The organism is Paenibacillus polygoni, assembly GCF_030263935.1.
In the GTDB taxonomy this organism is placed as follows: Bacteria; Bacillota; Bacilli; order Paenibacillales; family Paenibacillaceae; genus Paenibacillus; species Paenibacillus polygoni.
Genome location: NZ_CP127162.1, coordinates 2674828 through 2696708 on the forward strand (window position 1 = coordinate 2674828; position 21881 = coordinate 2696708).

Here is a 21881-nt window from a genome sequence, read left to right on the forward strand (position 1 = left end):
TCCTATTCTATCTTGAAAAATTTATTGATAAGAACAGTCACGATCAAACATTCCAAAATGATAAAGACGGAAATAGCACTTCCGTAACCATATTGATACGTTCCGAAAATGGTCGTGTACATCAAGGTGCTCGGCACTTCAGTAGAGAAAAGCGGACCGCCTCCAGTCAGTACATAAATCAGATCAAACACCTTAAAGGCACCGATGACCGAAAAGACGAGACAAACTTTAAGAATCGGTTTCATTAGCGGTATGGTAATAGCAAAAGCAGTCCGCATGCGTGAAGCCCCGTCCATTTTGGCAGCTTCAAATATATCTTGAGAGATCGACTTCGCTCCGGCATACATTAACAACATGTGATAACCCATATACTGCCACAAGGTAGGGATAAACGATGCCGCAAGCGCAGTATCCTTCTGTCCCAGCCAGTCTTGGGCCAGACTCGAAAGACCAATGTTCTCGAGCATTGTATTTAAAAGGCCATAATCCGCATTATAAATTTTCGACCATAGCTGCGCGACAACGACCGTCGAAATGAGTACCGGCAAGAAATATACAGTTCGGTAAAACCCTTCTCCTTTGACTGACGATGCCAGGATCAGTGCAAGTAAAAGAGAGATAGGCAGCTGAATGAAAATAGACGCTGCCGCAAACAACAATGAGTTATATATGGATTTTAATGCTCGCGGATCCTGAAACATCTGCGTGAAATTGTCCAGTCCAATAAACGTACCTTTGGAGATGCCATTCCAATCCAGTAAACTGTAATATGCAGAGACAACGATCGGAATTAATACGATGGTACAAAATAAAAGGAGGGTAGGCAGGACAAATATCATAATGGCCTTCTTGTTAGAAAATACTGAATTCATGCTGATCGTTCTCCTCTCAAAGATAAGGTCAGGGAAAGTCCCTGACCACATCTCATTTGGGTTTATGCACGGATCAAAGTTTTAGTTCTGTTGGTTTTAGCTGTGCCATCTGTTTGCAGAATTCTTCCGGTGTGATCTCTTCTGCCAGGAGCTCTGCGATTAAGTTTTTATGCGTTTCTGCAGAATCTGCTGGGAGAATATTGTCCCACCATGCAATAAACGAGGTTGCTGTCTTCATAATATCTGCGGCAGAGGTATCAAGAGTAGAAAGGCTCGAAGTATCCAGTCCATCAATATTCCAGCTAGGAAGTCCTGCGCCGGCAAGATATCCCTGTGTTCCAAGCTGCTCGCTCAAATACATCAAGAACTCAACGGCTTCTTTAGGATGCTTCGTGGTGTTGCTGACATAGAAACCGTCAACGGCTCCGCCGAATATTTCCGTACCTTTACCTTTTCCGTCCTCAAAAGTTGGGAATGGGATCACTTGGACGTTGCCTTTTACAGCCGAGGACGGGTCTTCGATCCCTGCATTAACCCAGTTGGCTTGGAACATCATAGCGCCATTCCCTGCGTTGAACGCGCCTAGCATTTCATCATAACTCATGCTGAACATACTGCTGTTAAAGGCGCCTGCCTTAGCGAGTTCCTGCATTTTGGTTGCAGCCGCCACAAACTCAGGTGAGTCCCATTTGGATGGATCTTTAAATGCCTCGATTACGGCTTCATTTCCAGCTTGGCGCATCGCAATAATGTCGTACCAGTACATGCCCGGCCAGCGGTCTTTTTCTCCAATAAGAGCAGGCGTAATGTCTGCCGCTTTCAGTTTTTCTACGGCATCAAGCAATTCCGTATAAGTCGTTGGAACTTTGGCACCCGCTTTGTTAAATAAGTCGGTATTCACGTATAGATTAGCAATATGGGTGTAAACCGGCAGGGTATATATTTTGCCATCCACTTCAATGGCCTCTGCCATACCCGGTCCCATCTTCGACTTAATATCATCTGTTAAGTAACTGGATATCTCCAGAACATTGCCTGATTCGATATAAGGTTGCATAAAACTGCCGCCTCCCATACCGTAAAAAAGATCAGGCGCTTCGCCTGCGGCGAGTGAAGTCTTTACTTTCGTTTTATACTGCTCACCTGTCGTTCCCGACCGATCAACCTGGATATCTGGATGTTCGCTATTCCACTTCTCGATGATCTCAGGCAGCAACTTCGCTGACGGATCCGTATTTCCTACGGACTGATCCCATAGCGTCAGCTTTATGGAACCGCTTGCATCTTTATCTGCTGATTTACCTTCGGATGAACCAGCAGAGCAGGCAGCGAGACTGCCCGCAATCCCCACCGCTAGAACGAGGCTCATTGATTTTTTTAATAACGCTTTCATTTTCTGACCTCCCTAAGTGTTTTTACGCTTCTAAAGGACATTATAGGGAAGCTCCCACGTTTACTCCATTCAAAATCCGCACATTCCCTTTTAAAATTCGAACATCTTTCCCTTCCTAATTTAGAACATCGTTCTCTTCATAATTTACCGATTCGATACTCGTTCATAGACCTTCCCATCGTTTTCTTAAATAAGACACTGAAATAATGCGGATCGATGATACCCACCCTTTCTCCTATTTCGTATCCTTTTAAATCGGTCGTTTTCAGCAGATGCTCTGCTCTTTTCATGCGTATATCTGTAAGATACTCGACAAACGTCTGACCTGTTTCTTTCTTCATAAGTCTTCCCAAGTGTCCTGGGCTGATAAAAAATACAGCAGCGGTGCTGGCAAGTCCTATGTTAGGATCCCTCATATGATTCTCTAAATACGCTTTCACCTGACTGATCAGATTACCTGCTTTGGCCTGATTCTCCATGTTAATTATATTTGAAATGGTAAAAACGTAACTTTCGAGTATTCTTTTTAGTTCTGGCAGATTATCCGCCGTTAGAATGGAAACGAGTGTCTCTGTATTCAGCGTATGCTCGTCCTCGATGCCCCGCTCCATCGCTGCGCGCTGGCACTCTGTAATCACATCCATGGCCGCCGTACGGAACTGACCTGCGCTGGAAAATGAAGCGTCAAATATTTGTGTTAACATCTGAGCCGCCCTTTCTGTCGAACCGACGCTGATATAGAAATGCAGCTCCTGAAGAACCTCTGGCTTATACCGGTAATGATCTTGCCTGCCTTCCATGATATCTTTGAAACAGACCACCTGATTATGACCTGCAAAAACTTTATAATGAAGTGCCCTGTTCGCTTCTTGATAACTGAGATGAGCTTCTTCGATATTGCCGCGCTTTCTCCCAATTCCGATGTTTACGAAACATGGAAGTGAATCTATAAGAATTAATTTGAGGGACTCGCACTCATCGACAATCCTTCCATCCTCGCTAAATGAAATAATTACAATACGGTCCTCCGTTTCGGATAATATAATGACTTCTGAATCTTGTGAAAAAAATGTCTCTATTCGATTTCTACACTCCATTCCGAGCAGAATCAGTTGTTCCTCCGTCTGCTTCTCTTGGGATGCAGAGATTTCTATAATAGCTAGCTGGTATGCGGCTCTGCGGTTGAACATAGGAAATCTAAAAAATTCGGCTTTTTCAACAATTTCTTCTATAGAAAGAGTTCCTTTAAGCCATTGATAGAGAAATTTTTCTCTAAGATACGGAAAATTCCGCTCCAGTTCTTGCTTCAGCTTCTCCATTTCTTGATCCCGTCTACGTTCTTCATTAATTATACGTTTTACCTTTTCGGTAACATGGAGTAAATCGGAAGCTCGAATCGGTTTAAGAATAAAGTCAGAAATTCCAATTTTAATACTCTGGTGTGCGTATTCAAATTCATCATGACCAGTAACAACGACAATTTTTATGTCCGGATATTTTTTCAGCACTCTGCTGCTAAACTCAATTCCGTTAATATGCGGCATATAAATGTCTGTGAAAATGATGTCTGGTCTATGTTTATCTACCATATCCAGGGCTTCCTGAGCATTGGAAGCTTCACCTATGATCGTCAAACCTTGCTCTTCCCAATTCATGCGCATTCTAAGGAGATTTCGAATCAGATATTCATCATCCACAATTAAAACTTTCAATTTTCCCATGAGGTATCCACTCCATTCGGTATCGTTAGTGTAATATGTGTTCCCTTCCCCGGTACGCTGTTAATATGTATACAATCCTTGTTGCCATAAAATATACGCAATCGTTCCATCGTTCCCCATAGTCCAAAACTCTTGATTTCTCCCTTTCTCTCCGTAGTAAGAATTTCATCAATTTCTTCTTTCGACATGCCAATCCCATCATCAGATATGGTTATTATTATTACATCCTCCGCACTTCGTGAGCTGATTCGGATGGTACCTTTTGTTCCACTGGGCCTTATCCCATGATAGAGCGAATTTTCAACCAATGGCTGTATAATCAGTTTGGGAATCGGGGACTGACAGCTATTTTTATCTACATCAAATTGTGCCTCAAACGCATCTTGATAACGTACCTCCTGAATTTTTAAATAATTACGAACCATCTCTATTTCTTCACCGACCGTGATTACCTCTCGCCCTTTGCTCACACTGATGCGGTAATAGCTTCCTAAAGCTTCAACCAGCTCGCATACCTGTTCGTTTAATCCCAACATGGCGAGTGAAGATACGGAGTCCAGCGTGTTATATAGAAAATGCGGTTTGATTTGGGACTGGAGCACACTTAGTTCTGCCTTCCGAATTGTTTTTTGTTCTTCCATCATGCGCTTGAGCAGTTGATCAATTTTTTCTATCATGTGGTTATATCCGTTATAAAGCTGTTCAAATTCATAACTATTGAGCTCTACGTTTATTTTCATAAAGTTACCGCTTTGCGCCCTGTTCATGGAACGAAGAAGCTTATGAATTGGATTAATAATACTGCGTGAAATGATAAATGAGCTCATAAAGAAGATCATTCCATTAACCACCAGCAAAATCAGCGCGAGAAGTACAAGCGATTTATTGGTAGACTTCGTCGTATTGTGTGGTGTAATACTTACATATTTCCATTGATTCTCCTCGCCCGAAACATAGGAAGTCGTATATCTCTGTGAATTCAAACTCATTGTAAGGACACCTGATCTGTTTTGCTGAAATTGCTCTTCAAATCGGTCTTTGTTTGTTGCAAGGATTTCTTTAAAGGCGGCATCACTTTGGTCTTCAGCGGAATCAGCTACGATGATTTCATTGTTTTCATCTAAAATAGCAATTTCAAGCAGGTTTTGACGGAGCAAATGAGAATAGGCCTGCACAAAAGCATCGTCTTTAATATTAATAACAAGAATCCCAAGGCGAGATGTATTGTCTATATCCCGAATCAAACGAATGAAGGATACGAAGTTTCCATCAGGATCACCCTCTGAAAAAGTTCCGCTGCCATTTAATCTCAGCATATACTTTCCTTTATTTTGTACCACTTGCTCATACCAGGGAGCGTCGTCTAAATTCACTCCCGTTAAATAGGGTAATTCCTCAGTCCCTACCGAGAAACGATGGCCTGAATTATCAAAAATATGTACAGAATCAATCACTGGAACCGCTTGCATAAGATTATATAAATAGGCGCTTACTTTAGACTGGAGTTGAAGGTTAGAATAGACATTGCCTTGCCTTAACAAGCTTTGCAGGTTAGGATCTGAGAATATCATTTTGGAATAGTTATTTACGTTGTCGATCATTAAATCCACATTTGCCTGTATAGAAGTAATGGTCTGCAGCGATGCCTCATTTACTTTTTTCTGAGCTGAATTAGTAGTTATTTGATACAAGACCAAGTAACTGAAACCGACTGTAATTAAAATAACCAAGAAATAAGAAAAGGATATTTTATAAGCTAATTTTCTAGGTTTGTGATGGAATAAAGATTTTATACTTCTTATCATCTGATTTGTCACTATACAATCCCCCACCTCTTATGTTATATCTCGCCTTCTTAAATATAATCTGAATCAACTGCATAGCGCATATGAAAATGGTTGATTTGTAACTATATGTTAAAAAAGAAACTTGCTCTTCTAGATCCAGCACTGATTATAGAAACGAAAGGTTGTATGATTGTATGAAATTGTTTTTCGTGTCAGATGATAAAAGAAAAAAGCCGCCATTAGCGACTTCGTTTTGTATGTATTAAGATATACAACCTTATAAGTTCATTCATTGAGAAGGAATGGAATATAAATCTTTCTTTCTAATGTCCTTCTTTAAGTCTTTTTCACGTTACTCTCTGTTCATCTCGTGTATCTTTCAACATCATCAGTGTATGTGTTCTCTTTATATTGATCCATCTCCGAATTGACACTATTCTTCACTTGTACCATCGTTCCCCACCCTGAGATAACTAACAAGAGAACTCCCATTAGTGCATAGGCGAGAGTGAAATATTCCAAATAAAAATTCAATACAATGCCGCCAATGACAAGAATAAAGCTGCTCCACAAGATCCACTTCATAGTGCTTCCTCCTAATAAGACGATTGAACTTCTTACTTTATTATTCTTTCTACGAAATATTAAAAGAAGCGTTTCTAATCTCGCATGATTTCTACATTCGTCACCCTATCTTGTTCATCAAAATCAAACACAAGCCACTCACTATCAATTGAAATGAAGCCGCGCTCATTTCCAAGATAATACACCGACCGATCAGGTGCTTCGAAATAGGAAGTTTCCGTTTCTTTGCCAAGTATCGATTCGATCGATAATGCATCCATACCAACAAAGTCGTATTTTGCTAACAGGTCGTCAACCATCCACACACGATTTTCCGGCTCATTTACCCAATGAACCATCGTAAAATGTGATTTTTGCTCATGCACCCATAATTGATACACAGCACCCGCAAAAATAGTTACACATATCACTAATGCTGTATGGGTGGCCCAACTACCTGCTTTCCGATTGACCATATATAACGCAATCAATAAGATAAGTGGCAATACGATCCCGGTAATACTAAACAGATTAAAAGTGCTATGCATCAATTGAATCCAGCAATAATAACCCGTGAATAAAACAATGAATGATAACACATATATTCTCCACATCATTTTCACAGTACAGCCCACCTTTTTAATCTCAAATCTTAAAGCAATAATAAGTATTAGCAAGATGATTATACCATCGTGAACCTTTTATTATAAAAAATAGCGCTTATGGTCTTCTTCTATAGAATAAAGGAATTCTAATGTTCTCGAAGACCACAAACGCATATTCTGCTCGCTACTCAAACAGACCTGAACATCAGCCTTTTTCCAATGTTTCTATCACTGGCTCTTGTCCTGTTTCTCTTACGGATACTTTCAATGACTCAGCGAGACTCTCCTCTTTTTGTACCTTCACCTGTTGCTTAAGTTCACTCGCTTCCTCTGATTCCTCTGCCGCTTGTGCTTTTCTAACCTTATGAAGTACTTCCTTCCCTGGAAGGAAATGCTGTGTTCGTATGTAGCGAATTGTTTTGGTTTTGACTCTCATGACAATGGAATGTGTCTCCGCTCTGTCGTCAGCAAGATATCTTACTCCGCCGAGGATTTCACCAGGGGTCACTCCGGTAGCCGCAAAAATAACATCGTCTTTGCCGATCATGTCCTCCATTGTAAGCACTCGATAAGGATCTGCAATTCCCATCTTTAAGCAGCGCTGAAATGCATCCGCATTAGCAGGCATGAGTCTTCCCTGGATTTCGCCGCCAAGGCAAGACAACGCAGCTGCCGCAAGTACTCCTTCAGGTGCTCCACCTGAACCCACATAGATATCTATACCTGCTTCGGGAAATGCAGGTGCCATGGCTCCTGCCACATCACCGTCACTCAAAAATTTAATTCGCACGCCCACCTTCCGTAGTGTCTTAATAATGCTCTCATGACGATCACGATCCAAGATCATTACGGTCAGGTCAGAAATATTCTTGTTTAACTCTGCAGCAGCTTTGCGAATGGTCACATCTATGGGATCTTCAATACTTACTTTTCCTACGAGTGCAGGACCAACAGCGAGCTTTTCCATGTACATATCGGGCGCATGAAGCAGATTTCCTTTATTCGCAACTGCAATAACGGAGAGTGCATTGTTAAGCCCCTTTGCTACAATTTCCGTTCCTTCCAGCGGATCAACTGCAACGTCCACTTCAGGTCCCTCACTGTTCCCAACCTCTTCGCCAATGTAGAGCATGGGTGCTTCGTCCATTTCACCTTCTCCAATGACTACGGTTCCCTTAATAGATACCGAATCGAACATGGCGCGCATCGCCAAAGTCGCTGCCTCATCCGCACTGTTCTTATCCCCTCTGCCCATCCAAGGAGCAGAAGCTAGTGCTGCAAGTTCGGTTACCCTAACGATCTCAAGCGCCAATTCACGTTCCACTTAACTACACACCCTTTCTTCCGTTTGAGACTTATGATAATAGAATTAGAATTATAAATCTACCAATAAGTACCATGTTTTGTGTGTAACTGGATGAATATTGGATGAATATTTCTTCATACTCTTTTTAAAAATCATCTGTTTTCAGAATCACAATACCTCTTGATCTTTAAAATTCAAAGCTAACCTGCTTACTTTTATGTAAATAGTTTAATAATAATAGACAGCTAAACTTATTCATTCTTTAGGAGGTTACTATGTATACAGAATTGGAAGGCAAAACAGTCATCATTACAGGTGCATCTACAGGATTAGGAAAAGCCATGGCGCTAAGATTCGGCCGGGAGAAAGCAAATGTAGTCATTAATTATCACAGCAAAGAAGAAAACGTGAAAGAGATCATTCAAGAAATTGTCCAAAATGGAGGCCGTGCGATCAGTCAGAAAGGCGACGTCTCTAAAGAAGAGGATATAAAAGCACTTATACAAAGCGCACATGAAAACTTTGGGTCAGTTGATATTTGGGTGAATAATGCGGGAATTGAGAACGAAGTTCCATCGGAAGAAATGACACTCGAGAATTGGAAAGAAGTAATTGATGTAAATCTGACCGGTACCTTCTTAGGATGCCGTGAAGCAATCAGTTACATGCTGGATCATCAAATTAAAGGGAAAATCATTAATATATCTAGTGTTCACGAGCAGATCCCATGGCCTCATTTTGTCCATTACGCAACTAGCAAAGGCGGCGTCAAATTAATGACTGAAACGCTGGCGCTAGAATTTGCACCTAAAGGCATTCGAATCAATAACATCGCGCCAGGTGCTATCGAAACCCCGATCAATGCTGTGAAGTTTGCAGATCCAAAATCGAGAGCCGCTGTTCAGGATCTGATACCGATCGGTTATATTGGGAAGCCGGAAGAAATCGCATCCGTAGCAGCTTGGTTAGCTTCAGACGAATCCAGCTATGTGACGGGTACTACTATTTTTGCTGATGGAGGAATGACGAAATATCCTTCCTTCCAAGGCGGTAATGGTTAAATTAACGTAGATGGTTTCCTTTAACTCATTATTTAATTGAAAAGCTCATTCACTTGAGAAGCTTTACTAAATAGATGGCTAGACCTAACACATATAACTAGTTCTTTCTTCGAATGGTATTCTTATAGAAATGAGATTTGCTATAACAGTTGAAAAATATAAAGGGTACAAATAATAACTTTTCGTTGTTATTCGTACTCTTTTTTTACATTTTTACTCTATCCTTATCGATCAGTTCGATCTTTTCCCCTTATTTTTCTGCTTTTTCAATACTGTCAAATCTTTGCAAAACATCAGTAAAGTCATTAACATCTCCGTAAAATAAATCCCCTAGGTTTCTTAATATTGTTTTTCTTATTTTATTCCGATGATCAAAATCCTATTTCATAGATTCCACTTACAATTATTGAGAAAATAGTATTAAAAGATAAAACAAACTATAAGGACTTCTATATTGTTTAACATGTATGGTATGATCGTTGAATAAGGAGAGGATTTTATGCGTAAGAAAAAAACTTGGATCATCCTTCTAGCTTGTCTTGTTGTGCTTTTCTTCGGTGGAAAGTGGGCATATAATACCGTAATTCATACGGCTGCAAATCAAATATCAGCAGAACTAGCTAAGCCGGAAGTAGAACAAGCAATTAATCAATTGAAAGAAGAGTATTTAACAGGTGACTCCAAAAATCTAACAAACGATTTAAAAAATATAGCAAATGAAAACAAAGATATAATTCAAGATGAGATTAAAGACTTAACCAAAAATGATAGTTCAGATATAACTAAAAACACAACCGATTCAACAAAAAACACAAACAATTCAACAAACAATAGTGCGAAAGATAACACAGTAGAACCCTCCTCTAAAGATAATAAAGAGGACAAAGAGGATACGGTGTTTAAAAATCAAGATGAGGCTTTAAAATTCGTCGTTAGCCGAGTATCCGTATCCGATCTAAAAAATGTCAAGGAAATCGCATCTGAAGGGCTTACCGAAGAAAACAAACAGAAACTACAAAAAATGGCGCTAGAGAATTTCACAGTTGAAGAAATTGAAGCTGTGCTTCAAGCGTTACAATAAAAGTTCATATCTTTCGTACAAGAATGCGATACGACCCCAATCTTTAGACTAAAATGAGCAGATAAAAAGCAACCACACCTTAATAAAGTGGTTGCTTTTTACGTTTTCTTTTATAGCTTTATTGTAAGATATTTACATGTTACTAAACGGACTTCACTAATATGTACTCACGATCCAAGGGGTTATTATCTGAGAATAAATCCGGATTTACTTCAAGCATTTCTGTGATGATGCTCGCAGTCTTAGCTGCATCACATACCCTGACAGTGGCATCTCCAAGCTGTCCTTTAACCATCGCACCGTTATCTTCAAGAACCTCATCTACTTTCCAAAAATGTTCTGACCACGATAACCCGCAATGTCTGCGGGACGGTACAGAAATTTCGGTTCCACCAGGTAAAACGGTATAAAGCATCTCATGGGCATCCGTTAATCTGCCTGGTATGTCCACCCACTCTTCCACTCCATGAATAAAAGTATTACGCTTTAAATCGACCCCAACTAATAATATGGTCGCTTGTCGGTCAAGTAATTTCCCCCAGGCAGAACCTCTCGCACAGGGAGTATCAAAACGATGATCGTCCTTAGTGAATTCTATAGCGTCCTGACCTAATGCTGCCACCGAATGAGTGGGATGAAACGACCGCACGACATCTTGCCGTTTACGAAAAAGCTCAGGCAGGATTCCAACGCAGGAAGGTGAATCTTCTACATTAAATCTTGGGTTATCACCATTTATGTAAGACCATGTATGGGTAGGCAATACCAACAGACCGTCCTTCATATACTCTGTAAATGCATCCAAAACGGTGTCCGCACCGCCTTCGACTTGACCCATACTTTTCATTGATGAATGTATCAACAACGTACCTTCCCTATCAATATTCAACTGTTCTAATTGTTTCATTAAACTTTCTATCGTGTGCATATTTATCCCCCTCTCTGTGGACTATTATATCAAACTTGCAGGCGGTAATCTTTACTTAGGACACATAACCGAAACCTAGAATGGTAAATCGCTTATTTTCCTGGTTATCTTCCATTCTAATCTCAATCGTATGCTCATCCGTTTTCTGTTCATTGTATAATAAAATCGCATTACAGTGAGTCCAATTTACCTTATGCGGATCTGCTGTCCTCACCTGTTTACCATTGACCCAAATACTTGCAGTTCCAAAATCCTCATTTCCCGAGTCTTTAAAAACCAAGATGAGCCGTTTGCTTCGCAAGGTCATTTTAAAATAGTGTTTGTCTGATGTGCCTGTATGCATCCAATTATTAGGAAATAATGGGGTGCCAAATGAGTGATCATCCATCTCTGCCTTCTGCAGATCAGTATCTGCCTCCTGAAAGCCACCTTCATCAATTACAGCAATACGGTCACCGTTCAGGCGATCCAGCAGTTTAATATCTACAAAATCATTTCCGATCAGCGGCGGCTTCCCACTCGCATCATCTTCTATGTCAGGTGAAGATTGGTCAACCTCTTCAAATAACTTTCCAAGACAATCGCTCATAATCTGATGTCCTGCATTGGTTGGGTGATAAATATCGTAAAAAAACTCTTTTTTAGAAATAACGTTTCCTTGTTCCTTGGTCCACTGAAATTGATCTACTACGGCATCCTTCACACTGACCATAGGCAGCTCATAATGCCAGCCGACTGGAGCGAGCCGATCTTGAAGATTCCAATCACTCTCAAACACGCTGAACAATAGGATGACCGCCGGCTTGTTTTCTGCACCAAGTGCTTTAAGGACAAGACTCTCGTAACAATTCCCTTTTGTCTCATCGTCAGCATCATTCACAGCAAATTCTATGACCACGATATCCGGCTCGGCTGCACCATCTCTCAGCACATCTCGTTCATAACGAACAATCCCAAGCTCTGAGGGTGTCCCCCCCACACCTGCTTTAATCAAGCGTACGGAGCTTCCATCTTCTCCAGCGAACATACGCTTAAATAGATCATATGACCGGTAAGCATAACAATTAAGATGAAGCGGTACTGCACCCGCCCCGTGAGTAATTGAACCTCCAATGAAAGCCACTGTGACAAGCTCGCCACGTTTTGCTTTCTCAATTGCCTTTTTCAGTCTGTAATTATTCCCTTTGGATAAAAGCGACTTATCAATCATATTACGATAGGCTTGCGATTCAAAATCAATTGCAGGCTCATCCAAAGGTAAAGGAACTTGAGAGGGATCGCGGGGTGCTGTCGGACCCTTCGCTTCATTCATTGAATCCGGTGCAGAGTTAGACATGTATCATCATCCTTTCGATTGCGTCTTATTAGGAATCTTCTAAGTAATCATAAAGGTTTTGGGTGTGCCGGTTTAAGAGTTTATCCCATCATTGTATCTTTAATTTTCAGTTGCGCCTACCTGTCAATAATGGTTTGAATCATGAAACTACCACACATCAATATTTTGACAGGTTGTTATCTTCTCTACTAAGATTGTACACTCCTATTGTAAGCGCATACAATATTGGGTTATCTAGTTGCTTTGAACTTCATATCTGCACTGGATACTCATAGAAATGGAGGTGATTTTCCTTTTATCCAGCAGCCATAGTCACACATACTTGGAACGCAAAAAATCAAGAAGGAGTTGACTGATTAATGCAGAGGAGAAGTATGATCTGGACAGTAAAATGCCTGCTCGTGGTAACCCTTATGATCCCCTTATTGCTGAACGGACAGACGGCAAATGCATGGGAAGGTGTGCCTGCACCAAAGCTTCACGTTAGTGGAAACCAGCTGGTAAACAGCAGCGGCCAAACCGTTATATTAAATGGATGGCATCAACCAGGGGGCTCCTACTGGACTTACCAGGCTAGTAATTACTATTTAGATCGTAACGGCGGTAACCGACATGCAGCAATTTTGGAATATTTAAAGGATATTACGAATACGTTTACCGACACTTCTCCGAAATATGGAAACAGCCATGGATGGTATATGAATCAGGTTCGCCTATTTATCGACAGAGAGGACATGGGCGATGTTGCAGCAGGCACATACAATTTTGCTGGTGCACAAGCTTTTACGCAAAACGTCCTTATTCCTTATATTGAATATGCCAAGACTAGAGGCGTTTATGTAACCATTGGACTTGATTTTACACTAAAAGACAATCAAGCCACCACAAAAGCAAATCTTGATAAGTTCAATCAAATCTGGGGCTATCTCGCATCCCAGCCGAAGATTAAGAGCGCAGATAACGTGATGTTTGAACTCGTTAATGAACCGGTTCTGTCTTATGCTAATGGAAAGTGGGGAGGTCATCCAGGCCAGTCTGATTTTGTAGATCACTGGCGTGCACTTAATGATTTCCAGAACTCCATGATCTCAACGATACGAAGCAAAGGTGCAGATAATGTGATTTGGGCAGCAGGATTAGGCTGGGATCAGTACTATCAACTGTGCGCATCTCACCCGCTAACCGATCCGCTGAACAACATCGGCTATTCTGTCCATTGGTATCCAGGTTACGGTGCTAAAGATGACTATTCCATTTTGCAGCAACAATGGGATACCAATATCAAGCCTTGTGCTGATAAATATCCTATTAACATTACAGAAACAACTTGGTTCAAAACACTTCCTGGAGACTCTTCCTATTGGGAGTTGTTTAATGGTTCCAATGAAGGTTTTGGCAAAAACACAAAAGCGATCTTCACGACTGCAGGCAATGTCAGTATTGCCGTTCATATGAATGGATTTTTGCTTGGTACAGGCCCAAGAAGTACTTTTGCGGACCCAACGGCCGGTTTGTTGTATGACGGAAATACTTCTCGGGATGGCATGGCTCGTTTCATTTTCGAATGGTATTATGAGCGTGCGCAGATGAACCCGTGGAATGGGATCTGGAACGGAATAACATCCGGCAACACCTATAAACTAATCAATCGAGCTTCCGGTAAAGCCATTGACGTGCCGGGAGGTCAGAATACAAATGGACTACAGCTTCAGCAGTGGCCTGATAATAATGCAACAGCTCAGCGCTGGGTGGTTCAGGACCTAGGCACTTACAACAATTTTTACAAACTTAGCAGTGTAAGTTCATCTGACAAAAAAGTCATGGATGTACGAAACGGAACGAAAAACAACGGGGAACCCATTCAGTTATGGGAGGACTTAGGCAATACCGCGCAACAGTTCAGATTAATTAAGCTAAGCAGCGGGTATTGGAGCATCCTTAATATGAATAGCAATAAGGCTGTAGAAGTAGCTGGTTCCTCAACGGCTGACGGGGCGAAGCTGCAGCAAAACCTATACCGCGGCAATCTTAATCAACAATGGCAATTAGTCAAAGTGGATTAAGGAAATGATTGAATTGAAAAGATCACACAATAAAATACGAAAATAAATGTAAAGAAAATAACCGGAACTGAACCCAGTTCCGGTTATTTTTCTATTTTATCTAATAGGCTTTTTGCGCACCCATTCGTGAAATAAACAAACACTGTAACTCTCACATATATTTTTTAACATCCAAGCTCTATAGAATTCTTGTGGGATACCCGTCAGTTTAGAACCAGAGTAGAAACAGTCAAGCGCAGTTTCTTTATTAGGGAAAGACATTTTTGTAGTACATTATATCAACTTAAAAGATTCAGGATATCCCGCCATGTATGTAATCATTTCTTCGTTGATTTCCCATTTAAACGCGGCACTCAAAACGGGATCATGAAAAAAAGATTCTACTATAATACGGTTTAAGTCGGTGTTATATATGACAGAACTGGTTTCATTATTCTGCTGTAAGTTTATAATTATTTCCTTGGTTGCAAAGTTAATCTGTTGAAAACAGATTTCTTTTCTGTCAGGAAATCTAGTGGTAAATAAAATTTGATAAGAGCGTAAGAAAAAACAGTAGCCGGATACTTGACTACTGTTGCATTATTTAATTTATTGAGTTAGCATCACTGGTTAGTTTCATATTGTTTCATTCGAGTAAACTTAAATCCTAAGTTAACTTTACTTCTTATTCTCTTTATCCTAGATTTTAGAAGCTACTAATTATTACGTTCCTGTATAAATGACCTTCTGGGAGATACAGAGGGGAATCAGGCTCATCCTGAAAGGCACCATGTATTTTATTCTCGCCTTCATTAGCGACAACAACAGATATGCTTTCATCTTCTCTATTTTTAATCCAATCCCCCACCTTTAAAATGGACAAATTCGGGTCGGTGATAGCTACATTTATATTCTCCTCTGTCCAAGTTAAACCTTGGTCTCTGCTAATCGTACAAAGTTCGAAACGCGGCTTGTGTCGATGTTCTTTTAGAAAAGAGAATAAAGCTTCCCCAAAGATCCTCCCGACTTCAATGTCGTTCAGTTCGTTAACAAGACTACTGTTTCGTAACTTTGCAGCAGCCCTGCGTTTTATTCTCCGTGCTTTTCGCTTATCTACTTTGTGTATACTCATTGTTGGCTAAGCTCCTCTAAAGAATTCAAGTAATCAATACTAATTTTCTACAATTTGAATCCCTCTATGTTCATTAATAACTATGAATTAATACGCGTAATATTTGTATTAGTTGTGATCTTCAACACCAATTAAAAAGATATTGTTGCTTCAGGCACGATATCACCTGTATTTTTGACCCTAACTGCAACTTTATCATTATACTTGTCAATATTAAGCCAGCCGATAAAGTCATCTGGACCATAGACATTTACATAATCAGCAAATGATATCTTTCCATCACTTTCCACCAACTCTGTATATATTCTAAATGGGTGATTTCCTTCGATCGTACTCATCCAGCTATCAAACTCATGTTGTAACTCCTCTAAATTAGTACCAATCTCTTCGATTACATTATAATAAAACGGATCCTCATGTATCATAATCGCAATAATCATAATAAGAATCACCTCAAGTCAGTTTTAGGATTTTCATACCCTCAATTAATCCGGGAGCCAGGGTTACTCGGTGAAAAAAGAAGTCCATTAACTCTTCATACGAAAGCAGTGCGATATACCTACTATGCTTATTTAGAAGTTCTTCCTCATTCTCTTTAATGTCAATTACAATCATTTCTACCGTGTTATTATAAAAATGATGTCTTTCCCCTCTTTCATGATTTCCAATGGAAGCTACCGCATAAATAGTTTTCAAATCTTGAAGATCACAATTCGAAAGAACTTGTTCTAGCATCGATTTTATGGTTGCAACATTTATCTTCCGCTGAGCATCAGCACTTTGTTCTTTTGAAAATAAGACTTCTGATTGTCTATAAATATCAATGAGCTGGTTAATAATCCCCACATTTTTGTGTGCGATCAGATACATTATCATTTTTCATCTCCTTGCAGAAAGTTTATTCTCGTCTTGTTTCTGATCTTCACTTTGGTAGATTAATATAAATGGTATTTTTATCTGACTGCCACTTGACTTCGGCTCCTAACGTTTCTGAAAGGAAGCGAAGAGGAACCATTGTCACGTAATTCACACTTATTGGTTTCAGCTCGCCCGTTAAACTCTTACCGTTCAGTTTCATTCCTTCAGAAGAAGTATTAATCTCAATCGTAATATCGTCTTTTTTCACCACACCTGTGAAGTTACCTTGGTTCCATTCAATGGTAGCGCCTAGCGGTTCGAATACTCCTCGTAGCGGTACATAGCTAATATTGTTAATAATGATCGGTGGAATAACTAGACTTAGTGTTTCTCCTTTCATGACCACGCTTATAGGAGCATTAACAGGTTTTGGTTCAGATGGCTCTCCAAGTTCCATGGTCCATTTCATAACTGTCCCGTTTTTGAGAAGTGCGTAATGACCGCTAAACTGGCTGCTTGCCAGATCCACCGCATCATTGATTCCCTTAACTTGTAAAGCTTTGTAAGAAGAGGTTTTATCCCAGTAACTGTCCCATGTCCAGACTGTACCGTCTTTTTTAATGATGCTAAAAAAAGAGCTGCTGCCGCCGACAAGTTGACGCGCATTTTCTGTCCTCTGGACTTTTACCGGATTCAGCAGTTCCCCCGGAGTAGGAAACTGTTTAGAGTTGTTCCATGTCCATACGGTTCCATCTGTTTGTATAGCAGCTCCTCTCTGTTGAGAAGCAGCAATTGCCGTATATTCCTTTGATCCACTTATTGCTGTTGGGTTTCTTAATTTGTCTGGGTTCGTGTCATATAGCCTCGTTCCCCATACATGTACTTTTCCTTGGTTATCCAGCATCATCGCCGATCCATTACCAGCCGAAATATCCAGACCAGAAGAAAGACCTTCAACCTTAACGGGTTTATTAGAAGGGGGATTTACTCGATCTGTCTTTCCCCATTGCCACACTGTACCGTCCTCAAGTAGCGCCAGACTCTGATTACTTTCAGCGGCAATCGCCTTCACATTTACTAACTCTTTTATCTGTACAGGTTCTAGTGCCTTGTCATAAGATGTCATCCCAATACCAAGCTGTCCATCTTCATTTGATCCCGTTGCCCAGACTGTACCATCCTTTTTTAAGATCAGTGTATGTCTAGACCCGCTTGCAATATCTTTCGCGTTGTCGATCTTCATCTGAACAGGAGACGTAGATGGAACCGTATATCCGTTTCCGAGCAACCCGCTATCTCGAAAACCACCCCATGCCCAGACTGTACCATCTCTTTTGATCGCATAAACTGCCCTCTCTCCTCCAGAGATCGCTACGATATCCGACAATATCTTCTCGTTGTTACCTGATAGATCTGAAGCATAGAGGTTCGTTGGTATTAACAAAATAACCACCGCTATCAGTCCACTGAGTACTGCTGTTTTAAAAGTTCGACCCCTCATCATATCCATTCCCTTTCCTGTAACTTTGAGTTACCTATCAGCCAAAATCTAATAAACCAATAACTAACCACCAGTATTTTGGATAACCTAACTGCATATATACATGCTCTGCAACTTCTCTATAAAAGTTAACGGACCAGAATAAGAGAATGTTTCAAATAATTCACAACCGAATCAATTTCATATCTTATTAAACCGATAAATTTGTAAGTATATATAGACAAATAGAACCATTTTGATCTATACATACTTCTGATTAAAGCAACTATAGGTACTATAAAATTGATTCAACTAATAAAAAAAGAGCACCTCACTATGATGGGTTACGGATGAGGTGAACACCTCAATCTCCATCTGGTGAATGCTCTAATATGAAATTTAAGAGGGAATCAATGATAGACATCCCCCTTAAATGATTCTAAATCCATCGCTGTCTAACTTATGTCTGTTGCCGTGTAATATATGTTTTGATTGCAGGAGGTTCGTAAGTATGGAATAGTTGAAGAAGTTCACCTATATCCTCCGTAGATATCGCCATACCTCGGTATTTCTCCTGTAGAAAGCCCTCTTTCACCATATGATTAAATAGCGTTAACAGTGGATCATAATATCGATTCACGTTGAGAAAACCAAAGGGTTTTTGATGTAGTCCTAATTGAGCCCATGTGAAAATCTCAAAGAACTCTTCCAGAGTACCTGGACCGCCAGGCAACATGATAAAGCCATCTGCTAGTTCAGCCATTTTTGCTTTTCTTTCATGCATGGATTCTACTACAATAAGTTCTGTTAAACTTTTATGTGATATCTCTCTTTCTTCTAGAAATCTAGGCATGATGCCAGTAACATGACCCCCGTTTTCTAAGACGGCATCTGCTACGGCTCCCATGACCCCAACACTGGCTCCTCCATACACAAGACCAATATTACGTCTTGCTAATTCCTGTCCTAATCTCCTAGCCGCCTCCTTATACTCCTCACTTGTTCCATCGCTCGATCCACAAAATACAGCTATTTTTCTCATTTAATTCTCCCCCTCATACCATATATTGTATCAAAAAACTTGTTATATGTTAAACTACATAGAGTAATAGAAAGGATGAATACATATGGATGTAAGAGAATTTCAGATGTGGGTTCAGCAATACTATGAACAAAGAGGATGGTCTGAGTTAGATATTTTCATTCGAATTGGGTTTTTAGCAGAAGAAACGGGTGAGGTGGCACGCGCAATAAGAGATTTGGAAATCGGCAGAGATCGTCCAGATGAAATATCCGGTTCCTATTTGGAAAAGAAGCAAGAATTAACAGAGGAATTAGGCGATGTTCTAGGCAATCTCACTGTGATAGCAAATAAATATAATATTTCTCTTGAAGATATTTTACTATCCCATAAAAATAAGCTTTCTAAGCGATATTCAGAATAGAAAGAAGTATAGAATAGGGTCACCCTGCTTCTTAAGCAAGAGGTGACCCTATTTTATTTCACCACTAGTATTCATTTTATGACCTTTACTCTCTTTATATCATTCAATTAATACGGACCAATTAAGATCATCACTATATCGTTTATTCACGACTTCCCTGACCAAGGTAATCTCCTCTGGAATTTGATCTAACCCCGCAATTCGGAATTCATAAGGCTGCTGAGTGTTTCGATCGCCCATACCAATCAATCCATCTCTCCAACTATTAGCCAGAGCATTTATTAATGAGGACACCCCCCTCTTACTAATCTCATACGGATTGCCTGCCAAATCGTATGCTTTCCATACCTCATAACCTATTTCATTTTCCATTTCCCCATAGAATGAGACGGCCATTTCATACGAACTATCATCGATTTGCGATTTCTCAAGCGAAGTCCCAACAAGCTCAACTGTATCATTTAAAATTTTAAAAACTTGAGGCTCTGACAGCTCCGACGGCTTAAAAGAAATCTTGCTACCATCCAATTCCGCGACCGAGTATCCATCCAAGACAAAACGGTACGGTTCGTTCTCAGGAAGATACTTAAAAGTATAACTCCAACGTATTTTTCCGTTTTCGATCACTGTATGGCTAGATGTCATTAGACTGTCCATATAACCCATTTTTCTTGGATTCACCGAATGAATCTCTTCATTCTCTATGGTTTCGAAGTGAAAGCTCAACATTTGATTTTTCCATAATTCACCGGGTGATCTTGTCATTGCTGTATCATTAAGTTCGGTCTCAAGTTCCATGCGTACTCCCTGAACCATTCTTGTTAGTCTTTTTAAAGTGATAGTCATTCCGTGAGGTGTTGTGTAGCTTCCTGACAGTTCCTCTACTTTAGTTTCCCTGTTTGCCTCCTGCATATCTATATCAAAGCTGAAGTCCCAATTTCCTTCTATTAAAGGATCGTTCTTACGCCCAAGTGCCTCGATATTCCCTTCGATCGTGATCTTGTCTGTCTGCAGCGGTTCACTAAAGAAAGCAACCATATAATAAAAATCATTCGTGTAACCCATATCATACATACTCCCTACTACATTTCCTTTAGCATCTTTGATCGAAATCTTGTTTGAATCTCCAAGGACCAGCTTGTCCCGATCATGCTTCCCATTCTTATCGAAAAGTTGAAGAGCAATTGTCACTCGGGTAGGATCTGCAACAGCTTCATCAATCACCAGCGTATAACCTTCGTCCTTTTCTTTAATATGCGGATTATACACTAGCCCCAATTCTTGTGCTCGTAGAAGTCCGATATCTGGGTTGTCCTTGGAAAATAAAGACCGGAACATTTCTGCAAATGCTGGCACTGTATACATCGAAACCGTACCTAGAACAAACAAGAGAGCTACGACTGCAGCTACCCATCTCCATCCCTTATGAGGAACCCTCTTTTTCACATTTTGTTTAGATAGTGAAGAAAGCGCGTTATCCACTGCAAGCTGTACTGTATCAGGAACGACTAACTCTTGCGTTTTTGACGTTAACAATTGTTTGAGCTCACGGTCAACCGGATCATGATAATTCATACTTGTCTTCTCCTTTCCCTAGTAAGAGCTCGGATAATTGCTTTCTTGCCCTAAATAAACGTGATTTTACTGTTCCTTCGGATACTTCAAGTACTTTAGATATTTCCTTGACAGATAAATCCTCAATATAAAAAAGAGTCACCATAGTTTGAAGTTCTTCATTCAGGTCATCAATTACCTCAAACAGCTCGATTTGTTCATACTCGCCTTTATATGATGTTTTTCTCAAATCATACGGAATGGGATATACTCGCTTGTTCTTCCTAATAATTCGATTACACTCGTTAATCAAGATCCGAATGATCCATGTTTTGAAATACGCGGGTTCTTTAAGTGTATGTACATTAGTAAAAGCTTTGGCAATGGTCTCCTGTAAGGCATCTGCACAATCTTCATCGTTTTTAACGATGGATCTTGCTATAACAAATAGACTTTTCTGTACCGCTTGTATTAAATCCATGAAAGCTTCCTTATCCCCTTGTATTGCAAGCTCTGCTTTCTCCGATAAATCCACGCTTCCTCCCCCTTCCTTTCCTATCTAACTATAAATTAGATCATCAAAGGGTTGATTTGGTTCTCAGGAAAAATAAAATTAATAATTTCAAAATACAAACTCCTTAAGGCTAGGCATACTATAACTATAATAACTTTCAGTTTAGGTCCTATTTAGACCTATGATGCTAAACTTAATGTAA

General features: G+C 40.1%; 20 protein-coding genes. 4 read left to right on the plus strand and 16 right to left on the minus strand.

What is annotated here, in order from left to right; translation table 11 throughout:
* Window positions 1-2: 2 nt before the first annotated feature.
* The 7 genes from QPK24_RS12970 to glpX all read right to left on the minus strand — a co-directional run bounded on the left by QPK24_RS12970 (window position 3) and on the right by glpX (window position 8266).
* A complete protein-coding gene (locus QPK24_RS12970; protein ID WP_285741658.1) occupies window positions 3-872 on the minus strand; it encodes a carbohydrate ABC transporter permease in 870 nt (289 codons plus the stop codon).
* 73 nt (window positions 873-945) lie between these two features.
* The gene (locus QPK24_RS12975; protein ID WP_285741660.1) at window positions 946-2265 is read right to left on the minus strand and encodes an extracellular solute-binding protein; all 1320 of its coding nucleotides are present in this window, start codon (window positions 2263-2265) and stop codon (window positions 946-948) included.
* A gap of 137 nt (window positions 2266-2402) precedes the next feature.
* A complete protein-coding gene (locus QPK24_RS12980) occupies window positions 2403-3986 on the minus strand; it encodes a response regulator (protein WP_285741662.1) in 1584 nt (527 codons plus the stop codon).
* Window positions 3974-5803, minus strand: a complete 1830-nt coding sequence (locus tag QPK24_RS12985; RefSeq protein WP_285741664.1) for a cache domain-containing sensor histidine kinase — start codon at window positions 5801-5803, stop codon at window positions 3974-3976. The genes QPK24_RS12980 and QPK24_RS12985 overlap by 13 nt, the downstream gene beginning before the upstream one ends.
* 333 nt (window positions 5804-6136) lie before the next feature.
* The gene (locus tag QPK24_RS12990; protein ID WP_285741666.1) at window positions 6137-6358 is read right to left on the minus strand and encodes a hypothetical protein; all 222 of its coding nucleotides are present in this window, start codon (window positions 6356-6358) and stop codon (window positions 6137-6139) included.
* Window positions 6359-6432: 74 nt separating this feature from the next.
* Window positions 6433-6960, minus strand: a complete 528-nt coding sequence (locus tag QPK24_RS12995; protein WP_285741668.1) for a hypothetical protein — start codon at window positions 6958-6960, stop codon at window positions 6433-6435.
* A gap of 187 nt (window positions 6961-7147) precedes the next feature.
* Window positions 7148-8266: a class II fructose-bisphosphatase gene (glpX, locus tag QPK24_RS13000; RefSeq protein ID WP_285741670.1), complete on the minus strand. Its 1119-nt coding sequence runs from the start codon at window positions 8264-8266 to the stop codon at window positions 7148-7150.
* 257 nt (window positions 8267-8523) lie between these two features.
* On the opposite strand from glpX, the gene QPK24_RS13005 reads away from it, so the two are divergent.
* Together QPK24_RS13005 and QPK24_RS13010 are read left to right on the plus strand one after the other, a co-directional pair.
* A complete protein-coding gene (locus QPK24_RS13005; protein ID WP_285741672.1) occupies window positions 8524-9309 on the plus strand; it encodes a glucose-1-dehydrogenase in 786 nt (261 codons plus the stop codon).
* A gap of 499 nt (window positions 9310-9808) precedes the next feature.
* Window positions 9809-10390 (plus strand): hypothetical protein, encoded by a 582-nt coding sequence (locus QPK24_RS13010; RefSeq protein WP_285741674.1) that lies wholly within the window; start codon window positions 9809-9811, stop codon window positions 10388-10390.
* Window positions 10391-10532: 142 nt separating this feature from the next.
* Here the strand turns inward: QPK24_RS13010 and QPK24_RS13015 are convergent, their stop codons facing one another.
* Window positions 10533-11318: an AAC(3) family N-acetyltransferase gene (locus tag QPK24_RS13015; protein ID WP_285741676.1), complete on the minus strand. Its 786-nt coding sequence runs from the start codon at window positions 11316-11318 to the stop codon at window positions 10533-10535.
* Between the two features lie 55 nt (window positions 11319-11373).
* Window positions 11374-12654, minus strand: a complete 1281-nt coding sequence (locus tag QPK24_RS13020) for an SGNH/GDSL hydrolase family protein (RefSeq protein ID WP_320416893.1) — start codon at window positions 12652-12654, stop codon at window positions 11374-11376.
* A gap of 359 nt (window positions 12655-13013) precedes the next feature.
* On the opposite strand from QPK24_RS13020, the gene QPK24_RS13025 reads away from it, so the two are divergent.
* Window positions 13014-14717, plus strand: coding sequence for an RICIN domain-containing protein (locus QPK24_RS13025; RefSeq protein WP_285741678.1), 1704 nt, complete (start codon window positions 13014-13016; stop codon window positions 14715-14717).
* 685 nt (window positions 14718-15402) lie between these two features.
* Here the strand turns inward: QPK24_RS13025 and QPK24_RS13030 are convergent.
* From QPK24_RS13030 to QPK24_RS13050, 5 genes are all read right to left on the minus strand, one after another.
* On the minus strand, window positions 15403-15828 hold the full coding sequence (locus QPK24_RS13030; protein WP_285741680.1) for a hypothetical protein: 426 nt from the start codon (window positions 15826-15828) through the stop codon (window positions 15403-15405).
* A gap of 131 nt (window positions 15829-15959) precedes the next feature.
* Window positions 15960-16268: a hypothetical protein gene (locus tag QPK24_RS13035; protein WP_285741683.1), complete on the minus strand. Its 309-nt coding sequence runs from the start codon at window positions 16266-16268 to the stop codon at window positions 15960-15962.
* 13 nt (window positions 16269-16281) lie between these two features.
* Window positions 16282-16704, minus strand: a complete 423-nt coding sequence (locus QPK24_RS13040) for a hypothetical protein (RefSeq protein WP_285741684.1) — start codon at window positions 16702-16704, stop codon at window positions 16282-16284.
* A gap of 46 nt (window positions 16705-16750) precedes the next feature.
* The gene (locus QPK24_RS13045; protein WP_285741686.1) at window positions 16751-18190 is read right to left on the minus strand and encodes a stalk domain-containing protein; all 1440 of its coding nucleotides are present in this window, start codon (window positions 18188-18190) and stop codon (window positions 16751-16753) included.
* 436 nt (window positions 18191-18626) lie between these two features.
* Window positions 18627-19208, minus strand: coding sequence for an LOG family protein (locus QPK24_RS13050; protein ID WP_285741688.1), 582 nt, complete (start codon window positions 19206-19208; stop codon window positions 18627-18629).
* 85 nt (window positions 19209-19293) lie between these two features.
* Here QPK24_RS13050 and QPK24_RS13055 point away from each other — a divergent pair, with 85 nt between their 5' ends.
* The gene (locus QPK24_RS13055) at window positions 19294-19611 is read left to right on the plus strand and encodes a MazG-like family protein (RefSeq protein WP_285741690.1); all 318 of its coding nucleotides are present in this window, start codon (window positions 19294-19296) and stop codon (window positions 19609-19611) included.
* A gap of 99 nt (window positions 19612-19710) precedes the next feature.
* Here QPK24_RS13055 and QPK24_RS13060 read toward each other — a convergent pair whose 3' ends face one another.
* Both QPK24_RS13060 and QPK24_RS13065 read right to left on the minus strand, forming a co-directional pair.
* On the minus strand, window positions 19711-21186 hold the full coding sequence (locus QPK24_RS13060; protein WP_285741692.1) for a DUF4179 domain-containing protein: 1476 nt from the start codon (window positions 21184-21186) through the stop codon (window positions 19711-19713).
* Window positions 21173-21700, minus strand: a complete 528-nt coding sequence (locus QPK24_RS13065; protein WP_285741694.1) for a sigma-70 family RNA polymerase sigma factor — start codon at window positions 21698-21700, stop codon at window positions 21173-21175. The genes QPK24_RS13060 and QPK24_RS13065 overlap by 14 nt, the downstream gene beginning before the upstream one ends.
* Between the last annotated feature and the right edge of the window lie 181 nt (window positions 21701-21881).